This is a genomic window from Nonomuraea turcica, from assembly GCF_030718205.1.
Taxonomy (GTDB): domain Bacteria; phylum Actinomycetota; class Actinomycetes; order Streptosporangiales; family Streptosporangiaceae; genus Nonomuraea.
The window spans coordinates 1-11,780 of the sequence record NZ_JAUZQF010000063.1; the positions used below are offsets into that span (position 1 = coordinate 1).

At 64.1% G+C, this 11,780-nt stretch carries 11 protein-coding genes and 1 pseudogene; 6 read left to right on the forward strand and 6 right to left on the reverse strand.

What is annotated here, in order from left to right:
* Positions 1-116: 116 nt before the first annotated feature.
* A pseudogene (locus Q9G87_RS59845) lies at positions 117-350 on the forward strand (mycothiol-dependent nitroreductase Rv2466c family protein); the annotation flags it as partial.
* Positions 351-504: 154 nt separating this feature from the next.
* On the opposite strand, the gene Q9G87_RS59850 reads toward Q9G87_RS59845, so the two are convergent.
* Positions 505-1,056 carry an NUDIX hydrolase gene (locus Q9G87_RS59850; protein ID WP_305925601.1) on the reverse strand — a complete coding sequence of 184 codons (552 nt, stop codon included), beginning with the start codon at positions 1,054-1,056 and terminating at the stop codon, positions 505-507.
* A gap of 252 nt (positions 1,057-1,308) precedes the next feature.
* Here Q9G87_RS59850 and Q9G87_RS59855 point away from each other — a divergent pair, with 252 nt between their 5' ends.
* Positions 1,309-2,025 carry a class I SAM-dependent methyltransferase gene (locus tag Q9G87_RS59855; RefSeq protein WP_305925602.1) on the forward strand — a complete coding sequence of 239 codons (717 nt, stop codon included), beginning with the start codon at positions 1,309-1,311 and terminating at the stop codon, positions 2,023-2,025.
* Between the two features lie 36 nt (positions 2,026-2,061).
* Here Q9G87_RS59855 and Q9G87_RS59860 read toward each other — a convergent pair whose 3' ends face one another.
* Positions 2,062-2,730: a Type 1 glutamine amidotransferase-like domain-containing protein gene (locus tag Q9G87_RS59860; RefSeq protein ID WP_305925603.1), complete on the reverse strand. Its 669-nt coding sequence runs from the start codon at positions 2,728-2,730 to the stop codon at positions 2,062-2,064.
* A 519-nt stretch (positions 2,731-3,249) separates the two neighbouring features.
* Between Q9G87_RS59860 and Q9G87_RS59865 the strand changes: the two genes are divergently transcribed.
* Positions 3,250-3,600 carry a hypothetical protein gene (locus tag Q9G87_RS59865; protein WP_305925604.1) on the forward strand — a complete coding sequence of 117 codons (351 nt, stop codon included), beginning with the start codon at positions 3,250-3,252 and terminating at the stop codon, positions 3,598-3,600.
* Between the two features lie 411 nt (positions 3,601-4,011).
* Here Q9G87_RS59865 and Q9G87_RS59870 read toward each other — a convergent pair whose 3' ends face one another.
* Complete coding sequence (locus Q9G87_RS59870) at positions 4,012-5,028, reverse strand: ArsR/SmtB family transcription factor (protein WP_305925605.1); 1,017 nt, start codon at positions 5,026-5,028, stop codon at positions 4,012-4,014.
* A gap of 1,210 nt (positions 5,029-6,238) precedes the next feature.
* Here Q9G87_RS59870 and Q9G87_RS59875 point away from each other — a divergent pair.
* The gene (locus Q9G87_RS59875; protein WP_305925606.1) at positions 6,239-7,882 is read left to right on the forward strand and encodes an IS1182 family transposase; all 1,644 of its coding nucleotides are present in this window, start codon (positions 6,239-6,241) and stop codon (positions 7,880-7,882) included.
* 65 nt (positions 7,883-7,947) lie between these two features.
* On the opposite strand, the gene Q9G87_RS59880 is transcribed toward Q9G87_RS59875, so the two are convergent.
* A complete protein-coding gene (locus Q9G87_RS59880; RefSeq protein WP_305925607.1) occupies positions 7,948-8,229 on the reverse strand; it encodes a hypothetical protein in 282 nt (93 codons plus the stop codon).
* Between the two features lie 116 nt (positions 8,230-8,345).
* Positions 8,346-8,777 carry a peptidoglycan-binding protein gene (locus Q9G87_RS59885; protein WP_305925608.1) on the reverse strand — a complete coding sequence of 144 codons (432 nt, stop codon included), beginning with the start codon at positions 8,775-8,777 and terminating at the stop codon, positions 8,346-8,348.
* 799 nt (positions 8,778-9,576) lie between these two features.
* Between Q9G87_RS59885 and Q9G87_RS59890 the strand changes: the two genes are divergently transcribed.
* Together Q9G87_RS59890 and Q9G87_RS59895 are read left to right on the forward strand one after the other, a co-directional pair.
* Positions 9,577-9,936 carry a hypothetical protein gene (locus Q9G87_RS59890; protein ID WP_305925609.1) on the forward strand — a complete coding sequence of 120 codons (360 nt, stop codon included), beginning with the start codon at positions 9,577-9,579 and terminating at the stop codon, positions 9,934-9,936.
* On the forward strand, positions 9,824-11,386 hold the full coding sequence (locus Q9G87_RS59895) for a reverse transcriptase/maturase family protein (protein ID WP_305925610.1): 1,563 nt from the start codon (positions 9,824-9,826) through the stop codon (positions 11,384-11,386). The genes Q9G87_RS59890 and Q9G87_RS59895 overlap by 113 nt, the downstream gene beginning before the upstream one ends.
* A 201-nt stretch (positions 11,387-11,587) precedes the next feature.
* Here the strand turns inward: Q9G87_RS59895 and Q9G87_RS59900 are convergent.
* The coding region (locus Q9G87_RS59900; RefSeq protein ID WP_305925611.1) for a hypothetical protein at positions 11,588-11,780 on the reverse strand (193 nt) is incomplete at its 5' end.

Consider the following 11,780-nt stretch of genomic DNA (forward strand, 5'->3'; position numbering starts at 1 on the left):
TCGGGTACGGCTTGCGCTCGCTCACCCGGTCATCTCAGCACACGCGCACCCGCCGATAGGTGGTAACGCTACAAATCCACTCGATCACACTACGACATCGCGGGCATCAGCTCGCGGAACGCCCTCTCAGAGACTCGCACGACGAGGCGTTCACCGAGGTCGGACTTGATGTCGGGACGCCCGTTCTCCGCATCGCGGGTACCGCCCTGTTCGGCCCCGTGATCAGGCAGGCCCCCCGTGGTGAAGCTGCCGGCCAACTTTGGGACGGCCTGGTCTTGGTCGCCGGGACGGACGGCTTCTTCGAGCTCAAACGGAGTCGGGACCGAACCGTAAAACCGTGCTTTGAGTGAGTGGACGCCACAGCGAGGCCGACGTCGGCTGAGGCTGCGACCGTCGAGGCTTCCGCGTTCGGTTCGACAAGGAGCGAGCAGCGACCGCGGAGCCTCGACCGGTGCGCACGGTGACCTGGCGCCTCTGCCGACCGGAAGCGTTCGACGGGCCCGGTCAACCGATCCGGGCCGGTACCGCTCGCGCGATGCGGTGCCCAACAAGGCGCTCGGCCTCGGCGAGCGGGTACCAGGCGGCACCTCTCACTTCGGACTCCTGGATGCGCCCCACGTCCGCATCTGTGACGAACGCATACCCGATGTCGAGGTGGTGGTGCTCCGGCTCGTCCTTCGCCGGTCGTGCCGGCACCCTGCCGTACTCGATGTAGACGGGGGTCTGCGACGCTGGGACGACCTTGTCGGGGTCGACACCAGTCTCCTCGGTCAACTCCCGCACTGCCGCGTCGATCAAGGATACGTCGGTCGGTTCGAGGTGACCTCCGGGCTGCAACGGGATCCCGTACGCGAGGTGCTCGACAAGCAGGACCTCGGCGCCACCGCGGACAAGCAGCGCGCCGACGGTCGCGTGCATCCGGAAGTTCCGCCGCGAGGCGAAATCCCCTGCCTGAGACAGCAGCTGCACCGGCTCAGACAGCAGCACTGCCTCGTCCGGGTAGCGCTCAAGGTAGGCGGAAAGCGCGCTCGAGATGTCCGAGTCACTGATCGCCACGGGGCACCCCCACACCAGCCCGAGAGCAAAGCTCTCCGTAACCGATCCCTCGGATGTGAGCGACGAGCACTGACACAGTCAGCTCCTAAGGAAAGCACGTGGCCTATGAGGAAGGAGGTTCGCACCTTACAGGTGGGGCGCGACCGGTGCGCGCATGCCACGCCGAACAGACACGGCAGGTGCCCACACTCCGTCCAGGGCGTGACCGAGACAGGGCTCGCCAGCCGCCGGAGACGTTGCCGGGCGTTCCTCATGAGGGCCAGCACCAGTCTGTCCGGTATCGGTCAATCACAACAGACCGTGCAGTTCGCGCGGCCTGTCACTGAAGTGGATCACCGAATGCAGAACCGTGAAGTAGCCTCGCTGACGCCGACCGAAGCTAACATTGAGCGAGTGGCCATTGACACTCTGTCATCATCCGAATCCCCCGATCTCCTACGCGCCGACATGGTCGCCCGGCTGCAGGAACGGGAGTCGATCCGCTCACCCCAGGTCGCCGAGGCGTTCGCAAAGGTTCCCCGCGAAAGGTTCGCCCCCGAAGCGTCCCCCTCCGCCGCCTACGCCGTTTTCGACACCGTCGTCACCAAGCGCAATGCCACAGGCAAGGCGACCAGTTCTATCAGCGCTCCATGGCTGCAAGCCGAGATGCTCGAAGCTGCGCAACTCAAGCCCGGGGAGAGAGTGCTGGAAATCGGCAGCGGGGGCTACAACGCGGCACTCATTGCCGAGATCGTCGGACCGGAAGGGCTTGTGGTCACCGTCGACATCGACCCATTCGTCACAGAACGAGCGACCCGCTTCCTCACTGAGACGGGCTACCCGCACGTGACGGTCGTCCTCGGGGACGCCGAGCACGCCGCCGGAGAGTTTAGAGCCTACGATGCCATCCTCGTCACGGTCGGCGCGCCGGGTCCTCGCTTGGAATGTGGCATGACCGGATGGCCGCAGCGCATGCAATCTGCGGCATGAGAGGGCGTCTCGCTCACTCGCGGCTGGCGTCGGTGGCTAGGAGGAAAAGGACCTCCAGTGCCCCTCGGAGACGACCTCGACGGTGCCGTCGGTCACCTTGATGGCCGTCTGGTCGTCGATGACGTACGCCGGACCCGCGATGTCGGCGGCCCATCTCTCGGCCTCGGCCATGGTGTTTCCCGGCATGAGCTCGTGTCCCAGGTGCGGGAAGATTGAGAAGTCGACGACCCCTAGGGTGCGGTCGCTTCCGGTGGGCGGCGTCCATTCGACGAAGTAGTCACCGATCCGGGGGGTCATCACCATGCTTCCGGCGCTCACCCCCACCCAGACCGTCTCGGGCAGCGACGGCAGGAGATCCGCCAGCCCGGACTGCCGCATCCAGTGGCACAGGTACGTCGCATCGCCGCCGTCCACCAGCAGGACGTCAGCTTCCCGGACCCAGGGGACCCAGCGGTCCGTGCCGATGCTGGGCAGTGCGGTGAGCTCGAGGATGCCCACCGACTTCCAGCCCAGGTCGCACATGGGTCCCGGGGTCTGTCCCGCGATGAAGCGCCAGGCTGAGGCTGGCGTGCACATGGGGTGGCCATACTCCGCCGTAGGGATACAGAGGGCACTGGAGTCGGCGATCGGCTTGCCCAGCAGGTCGGCCAGCGCATCGCGGATGCTCGTGTTCGTGACACCCCCGGACGTGAGAAGAAGCCTCAAGATGCCTCCTGATTCGAGTGCGATGGAGCGGTGTGATGTGTAGACCTGGGACCACCGCGAGACTCATCGCTGCTGGGGGCAAACGACCATGACGTGGAAAGCAACAGGTCTGTAGCCGTCATGTCAACCCTGCTGGCCCGGTAAGCGCGGGTCCGGCAAGCTGGCGAGCAGTACCAGCGTCGCGGCGGACTCGCACCGAATGCCAGACCCCGCCCCCGGCCCACCGTCGACGACGCTCCACCGAGAGTGGAGTCGAAATGTTGCGTCCCGCCGTACTTGACGCAGTCTCGGCAACTTGACGTATTCGAAGACTGTCTCGACGTACCTGACGCACGTCTGCGTCAGGTTGGGCAGACCGGCAGCCAAGCTCAGGACGGCTGCTGCAACCAACTCCACCAAACCGCCCGCTGGCGCGACAGCCAACTCATCGGCGCAGCTGCGCAAACGCCGAAGCAGCGTACATCCGGTAACGAGCGGGGCCGGTCACGCCCAACGCGGGGAGGGGGCAGGATCGGTTCTATGACGAACGAGGCCGACAGGCAGATACCCATATACCTCGACCATGTCGGACCCGGGTGGCGCGGAATCCTGATGCGAACCCACGCCGAGCTCAGTGCCGTGCTACCGAACTACCAGGTAGCTCAGGTCAAGGAGAAGTGGGGCATGCTGGACGTCAACTTGGGCGTGTACTTCGACCCCGTCACCGGCGAGCTCGGCATCACCCGGGAACTCGGCACTCGGATCAGCGCGATCCTGCAGGCTGCCCGGGAGGAGTCCCGTCGCACCTGTGAGGTCTGCGGCGAGCCAGGCAGCGAGACCGGCCGGGGGTGGATCAAGACGCTCTGCCCCGACCACGCCCAGCCAGACTAGAGCCCCACGCCTACGGCCCGTCAGGACGCCGTCCTCACCATCAGTGATCCCGGTGATCTGCGTCAAATTGGCTGGGACGAAGAAGGATCCGACCGTCCTACCTACTTGTCGCTCTCCAGCTCAGAGCCCTGCGTCTGCGTCAGGTATGCCGGGACGCAACACGAAACTCGCGAATATCGACCTTCCCTCTCAGCGACTGGTGTCAAATCTGGCAAGCAGATGGCGCCGCGTCAGACGAACAAACCACGTGATCTAGAAACAGGACAAAACTCCACTACGCCGGAGCCCTGCCGCAGCACTCCCGTCCTGATGTCGGTTCGCTCTGGAGATGGCGAGTCTTGCGTGAGGTGATATCCGCGTCTTTCGTGATCTTTAATCTCAGCGCATCTGCAAAGTCCCCGGAGCGCCAGGTCAGGGCGGGGTTTGGTAGCGGATCAGGTCGGAGCCGAGGCGGGTGATCTGGTGGATGACCATGTTGGCGTGGCGGGTGCTGGTAATCAGTCCGGTGCGGTGGAGCACTTGGGCGTGGGCGCTGGCCGAGGAGAGTGAGGTGCCGGTGCGGCGGGCGAGTTCGCTGGTGGTGCAGCCGGTGGTGGCGGCGACGCAGCGCAGGATGCGGGCTCTGGTGGTGCCGAGCAGGTCGGGCAGCCCGTCGTCGGGGCCGGGGTTGGGGCCGGGGTCGGAGGCTGGGGTTCGGCGGGGGGCGGGGAAGATCAGGACGGGCGGCAGGCTGGGGTCGGCCAGCGCGACCGGGGTGTAGCGGCAGAAGTAGGAGGGGATGAGGGTCAGGCCGCGGCCGCGCAGCTGGATCTCGTACTGGCCGGCGGCGTAGTCGGCCTCCAGGATGGGGGGCCGCCAGCGCATGCGGGGTCCCAGGGCGGCGAGCATCGCCTCCACGCCGTGGTCGCCGAGCAGGCGGGTGAGCCGGGCGCGTTCGCGTCCCAGCGCGTGCTCCATCGTGGTGCGATGGGAGGCGAAGGCGGTCTGGCAGTAGCGGGCGGCCAGGCTGGCCAGGCCGGTGATGGCGCGCTGGTTGCCGCGGGCGAGGTCGTCGAGGGTGGCGGGCAGGGCGGCGTGCCCGCGCAGTTGGTCCACTTCGCGGCGCACGCGGGAGGGCGGGGTGTCGGCCAGCGCGTCGATGCCGTTCTGTGGCCCGACCTGGGCTTGGTGGGGGGTCAGGAAGTCTGGGAAGTAGGCCTTGATCGGCATCAGCGGCACCAGCGTCTGCCGTACCAGCTTCAGCAGGCCCGTCGCCGCCAGGTCGGCACGGGCCTGCCGCCGCCAGTCGGTCATGTCCTTGCCGCCGCCGGGCTTTTGCAGCACGTGCAGGCTCATCGCCATTTCCCACAGCTCATCGATGCGCGAGGCGATGCGCACCCGGGCTAGATCCTCACCGGTAAAGACGATCTTCAAGGTTCCCCCGGTCATGCCCGCATGCTGGATCGTGCGGATCACCAAGCGATCAACATCCTGTCGACGGTGCCGGGTGCGGGGCTGTGACCTGGGTGTTCCGGCTCAGGCTGGAACAGGGTGACGCGCGGGGGCCTGGCGTTGTGAACTGGCCTGGGCCGATCGCCGACAGCAAGGGAAGGCATCCTTTCGATGATCGAACACGTGAGGCGGATCGCCATCACCGCCGCGGCGGTGGCGGCCGGGCTCTGCAAAACGCAAAGGTTCCACAAGGGGGGGCGCGGAATGTCAGCCCGAGCGATTATGGCACGCATCGCTTTAGTGGGGACGCTTATAGGAGCGCTCGGCGGCGTGATCTCGTCACCCGCGTCAGCGAACATTATGCAGAGCCGCAGCTACTACATCATCAAGAACAAATACACCGGTAAATGCCTGGACGTTAGCTCAACGGGTAGCTCATCAGTTATCACGGCTACGTGCGATGGCTCTGCGGCCAACGGTGGTACCCAGCACAGGGATCGGCGAACCCGCAAGGCTCGCACCTGATCAAGAACGACGAGAAAGAGCAATGCATCGAGAACGTTTCTCCGCTCGTCGCGATTGCACCATGCAATTCAAGCTATGACTGCCAAACATTCTGGACCTGTTCCTACTGCTCCGATATAAGCAACTATCCAGCAGGCAGCAGTGTGCCCACCATGCTGTACGACGAAACCGGCACCAATCGTGTCCGATCCGCGCAAACCGTATCGCCGGGCAGCGCTGCGCTCTGGGAAAAGCAGTGTGTAATCGCTCCCGACAACGGCCCCTGTCTGCCCATCTAGCTGCCGGGCGCGGAGCCGCACAGCACGACGCCCCGCCTCCTCGACTTTCGAATCCGGCACTATCGCACTGGTCAGACTGCAGTACAGTCCTGGACCTACTGCGCTCCCGACGAACGATCCACGTGAGAGCACGGACTAGGTCGTTGCCCGTCACCGTGCAGGCTCGTTGCCGCCACCGAGATAAACACGAGATTCTTCTCTTGCCGTGCGTAAAGATATCGGATACCGACTGTAGCTGCCGTAGAAGTGTCCGAACCCGTTCGTGGACGGTCCAGGCACACGAAACAGGCCCCTGCCCTCTTTGAGGACACCGTTGGCGAAGTAGATCAAAAAGCAGCGCCTTGTGATCACTATGGTGATCATGGAGTTGCTAATGTTGTTCCTGCTCCTGAATGGAGTCGTGGGTGTCGCTGCGTTCGACAGGTTCAGACCACATTCCGGCGGCCACTCTGACGGTGGCACGTGCGGCCTTTCCCAAAGGCAGTATGGCGATCCGGATTCGGGACGAGTTGGGTGTGCTGTTCCGGGACGAGGACTTCGCGGAAGGATTCTCCGCACAGGGCCGCCCCGCCCTGTCCCCCGCGCGGTTGGCGCTGGTGTCGATCCTGCAGTTCGGTGAGGGACTGTCCGACCGGCAGGCGGCGGAAGCCGTGCGAGCCCGGATCGACTGGAAATATGCGCTCGGGCTGGAGCTCACCGATCCTGGCTTCGACTACTCGGTGCTGAGTGAGTTCCGAGATCGCCTGATCGCGGGGTCGCTCGAGCAACGACTGCTGGACGCGGTCCTGGAGCGTGCCATGACAGCCGGGCTGCTGCGTGCCGGCGGTCGGCAACGCACCGACTCCACCCACGTTCTCATGGCGGTGCGCACGATGAACCGGCTTGAGCAGGCGCATGAAACGGTGCGAGCCGCCCTCAACGCGCTGGCCGCCGCAGCGCCCGACTGGTTGCGGAGCCAGGCCGAGGCCGGATGGTTCGACCGCTACGCGGCCCGCATCGAGGACTACCGATTGCCCAAGAACAAAAATGAGCGCATCCAGCTCGGACACGAGATCGGCGCCGACGGCCGAGGCGTTCTGGGCGCCGTCTACTCCGAGACCGCACCGCGCTGGTTGCGCGACATCCCCGCGGTGCAAACCCTGCGCCATGTGTGGATCCAGCAGTACGTCACCATCGACGGTCACCTGCGCTGGCGAACCCCCGATGAGATGCCCCCGGCCACTCACCGCCAGATCTCGCCTTATGACCTCGACGCCCGGACCGGGATCAAGCGCGACACTCACTGGGACGGTTACAAGGTGCACCTCAGCGAGACTTGTGACACCGACAGCCCGCATCTGATCACCCATGTGATCACGGCTCCATCTCCGGGCAACGACTACGAAGCCACCGATCAGGTCCACGAGGCGCTGGCCTCACGAGCACTCACACCTGCGGTGCACCTGGCCGACAAGGGCTACATGAGCGCTCACAACCTCGTTCGCGCCGAACGGCAGGGCATCGAACTGGTGGGACCGATGATGCCCGACAACGCCTGGCAAACCGCCGAAGGCAACGGCTTCGCCGTCAGCGACTTCACCATCAACTGGGATGACCGCCTCATGATCTGCCCCCAGGGGGCTACCAGCAGGGCCTGGACCAAGGACATCGATCGAGGTGGAACACCGGTCACACGCGTGCGCTTTTCCACGCGCGACTGCACACCCTGCCCCAGCAGAGAACTCTGCACACGAGGAGCGAAAGGACGACAAATCACCCTCCGTCATCGTGATGAACACGAAGCCCTGCAACGTGCACGACAGGCGCAAAGCACCGACGAATGGCAGCAGCGTTACGCACAACGGGCCGGCGTCGAGGGCACCATCGCCCAAGGCATCAAAGGCTTTGGCCTGCGACGATCCCGTTATCGCGGGATCGCCAAGACTCACCTGCAGCACTTGCTCATCGCCGTGGCGATGAACCTCACCAGGCTCGACGCTTGGCTTACCGGTACTCCACTCGCTCAGACCCGCATCTCGCACTTCGCCGCACTACGTCCTGTGGCGTAAAGGAATGATCAAGTTCGCCAACGGTGTCCTTTGAGAGGGCAGGGGCCTGTTTCGTGTCAGGACTCTTACGGACGTTCAACCCGGCTCTGGATCGCCAGTGGCCGGCCGTAGTTGTCCCGTGGGTCGGCGACCGGCGTGACCTTCCGCTGGCTGCTGAACCACGCCCATGCGAACACGAGGCCGTCGAAGAGCTGCTCCACGCCGCGGTCGGTGAGTTCCCACTCGGGCGGGATCCAGCCCAGGGCGACGCCCAGCCGGGCGAGCCCCATGAGGACCAGGGCGAGCGCGCCGCGCACCATCAGCGGATAGCGCGCGGAAAACGGGGTTCGGTCGGGGGTGTGTGTCACTGTCCCTCCTCGGGGGATGGCCCTCATCAGAGGGCGGGAAACAGGAACCTGGGCGGTGTCGCCGCAGGCTGGCGCCCGTGCCGTCCTGGTCAGGTACAGCCGGGCCAAATCGTCGATCACGCGACGCGCAGCAGGACAGGCCACGTCTTCGGCCCGACCCAGCCGTCATCGTCAAGGCCCTCCGCACGCTGAAGCGCGCGGACGAGCTCGACCAGCTCAGGGTCGGCCTGCGTGCAATTGAGCCACGCCTCCAGCCCGGCATCCGCGTAGATCCGCTGAGGGACGCGGCTGCGGGCGAATAGGCAGCCCCTGACCGTCTTCGCGTCGAGTTGTCGGCCTTGGGGCCGACTTTCGGCAGGTCTTTCACGATCTCCTCCGTCCAGCTGATGCGCGCTGCCGTCTTGTCCTGCTGAAGGCGGCGCCTGCGTGCGGAGGTCGTCTAACACCACGTGCCGATCCATATCGTCTGCGACCTGGTCCACGTGCTGGAATACCTCTGGCGCCCAGCCCGCTGCCTGCACACCACCGATGATCCAGCCGCCGAACAACGCGTCGCGTGATGGGTGCTGGGGCTGCTACGTAGCCGGCCGCATGACCAGGTGATCGCCGATCTCCAGGCTCAGGCCGCTGGCCTGCCCGCCGATCGGCGCGACGGCCTCAAGGCCGCCGTGCGATATCTGACCAGCCACCGCGAGTTCCTCTGCTACGACCAGGCGTTGGAGCAGGGCTGGCCGATCGCCACCGGCGTGGTGGAAGGAACCGCCCGGTATCTGGTCAGTCAGCGACCGCCTGGAGATCACCGGAGCCAAGTGGGGACTGGCCGGAGCCGAGGCCATCTTGAAGCTTCGCCTGCGCCACGAGGCGCAGTGCTATATCCCTCGCCGAGCGAGGAGAGACAGGAGGAGGTGTCTCTGGATCTGATGGCTCTACCTGAACTCGAAAGAGGAAGGGGACCGTAGCCTGCCAGAAAACCGATGGTCATGCCCAGGCGTTTGGGGTGAGGCATCGGGAGATCCGCGCGATATGGCTACGGCTGGATTGCAGTAATCCCAATCTCCAGAAGGTGCAATTCAACACCCGCCGGAAAGACGTCTGAAACCGGCGCCGACCCCTGCGGCAGGATGCGCGGAGACCTGTCGCAATCCTCCGGGGTGCAGGAGCGATGCCCAACGAGGGTATTAAAGGAGATGAGTGGGGGCCTAAGTCGCGCTAGAACGTATAGCACTAGTGAACGTGGGATCGCCTAAGGGACGCGAGTCCTATGGCGACAGAGTGCCCGTAGTAGTCGCAGGGGTAACGGCCTGCCAGGGAAGACGGGAAGACCGTCTGCAGGGCGAAGGGGCACAGGTGATCGGGCACAACAACCAGGAGGCATGCGTAATGCAGAGCGCCGAAACGGTATTGGGTGTCCTCCGCGAGCGTGGCAGGAAGAGTCTGCCTTGCGATGAGCTCTATCGACAGATGTTCAACAAGAATCTGTACCTGATGGCCTACGGGCGGATCTACGCCAACGATGGCGCGATGACCCCCGGCGCCAGTGCAGAAACCGCAGACGGCATGTCTGAGGACAAGATCGGAAAGATCGTTGAGAGCGATGCGCCACGAACGGTATCGCTTCGCCCCGGTCCAGCGGATGTTCATCCCGAAAAAGGACGGGAAACTCAGGCCGCTGGGACTGCCGACCTGGTCGGACAAGCTCGTCGGTGAAGTGGTACGTCTTCTGCTGGAAGCGTATTATGAGCCGACGTTCTCCGATCATTCGCATGGGTTCCGCCCCGGCCGAGGCTGCCATACCGCCCTGCGGGATGTTCAGCAGACGTGGACGGGGACGGCATGGTTCATCGAGGGTGACATCTCCGATTGTTTCGGATCGCTGGATCATAAAATCATGATCCAGATTCTGGCGGAGAAGATCCACGATAACCGGTTTCTGCGGCTGATCGACAACATGCTCAAAGCCGGGTACCTGGAAGATTGGAAATACCATCAGACGCTGAGCGGATCACCGCAAGGCGGGGTCGTATCGCCAATCCTCTCCAATATTTATCTCCACAAGTTGGACATGTATGTCGAGACGGTTCTGATCCCGCAATACACCCGAGGAAAACGACGGAAGACCAATCCCGAATACCAGAGGACGGTCTACTGGATAGAACGGGCACGCGAGCGTGGCGACCGCGAGACGGTCCGCCTACTGCGACGCAAGCTACGCCAACTCCCCGCTCGTGACCCTCATGACCCCAACTACCGTCGGCTGTCCTATACCAGATATGCCGACGACCACTTGTTGGGGTTTTCCGGACCAAAAGCCGAAGCCGAGGCCATCAAAGATCAGCTGGCACGATTCCTGCGCGAGGAACTCGCGCTGGAACTCCACCCCGACAAAACCCTGATCACACACGCCCGCACCCGGGCGGCCCGATACCTCGGCTACGAGATCACCGTTCAGCACTCCGACACCAAACTCACCAACGGCCGCCGGTCGGCCAACGGCAGGGTCGTGCTACGAGTGCCGCTCGATGTGATCAAGGCCAAGCGCGCCCCCTGCCGGAAGCGAGGAAAACCCTGGCACCGGCCTGCCCTGCAGAATCTGGACGACTACGACATCATCCAGACCTACGGGGCCGAATACCGGGGCATCGTCGGCTACTACCTGCTGGCCCACGACGTCTGGCGATTCAACGAACTTGAATGGTTCGCTGCGACGTCGATGCTGAAAACCCTGGCCGCCAAGCATCAGTCCACCGTGTCCACAATGGCCACCCGATATAAGGCCAAGATCAAGACACCGCATGGGCTGCGCAGATGCTTCGAGGCCCGGATCAAACGCAACGGCAAGCCAGATCTGGTAGCCCGGTTCGGCGGGATTCCCCTCCGGCGCAAGAGAGATGCGGTCTTAAATGACCGCATCGCCGCCCGGCCCCCGCGCCCCCGAAAGGAGCTGATCCACCGGCTCATGACTCGGCGGTGCGAGCTATGCGCTGACCCGGGCAAGGTGGTCGTCCACCAGGTCCGCAAACTCGCTAGCCTCGGGAAAACCGGGCCAGACCAACCCGTCTGGGCGGCGAAAATGGCCAAGATGCACCGCAAGACCCTCGTGGTCTGCGACGCATGCCACGACGTCATCCATACGACCCCTGTAGCGAACGCGGCGTAGGTCACTGGAGAGCTACGTGCAGCGAAAGTTGCCCGCGTGGTTCGGAGGAGGGGAGCACGGAAAAGGCCCGCTCACGGGACCTCGCCGTGCTCCCTATCCTGTACCGTGATCTCCAACGGCGACCTCGAACAGTAGTGGGCTTTCCACCTCGACCGTGAAAATCAGTGCGTTCGCAACAGCCGTTACCAGGTGGAATAACTCTCACATCCTGATCAAGCCAGACACTACAGAAGAGCTACCACCATCGCCAATATGCAAACTCCTCAATGAGCCCATTCCACCGTGACGCTGCAGGTCACGGGTCCGTTGCAGATCATCATCCTTGATCCGCAACGCAGATAGCCCCTGGTAGAAGGGTTGTCGACCAAGATCAACCATCACCACCAGGGGCCTG

Excerpts from the sequence above, each read along its gene's own strand:
- Q9G87_RS59855 (WP_305925602.1), top strand. The coding sequence starts at position 1,309 with ATGAGGGCCAGCACCAGTCTGTCCGGTATCGGTCAATCACAACAGACC.
- Q9G87_RS59865 (WP_305925604.1), top strand. The coding sequence starts at position 3,250 with ATGACGAACGAGGCCGACAGGCAGATACCCATATACCTCGACCATGTC.
- Q9G87_RS59870 (WP_305925605.1), bottom strand. The coding sequence starts at position 5,028 with ATGACCGGGGGAACCTTGAAGATCGTCTTTACCGGTGAGGATCTAGCC.
- Q9G87_RS59895 (WP_305925610.1), top strand. The coding sequence starts at position 9,824 with ATGCGCCACGAACGGTATCGCTTCGCCCCGGTCCAGCGGATGTTCATC.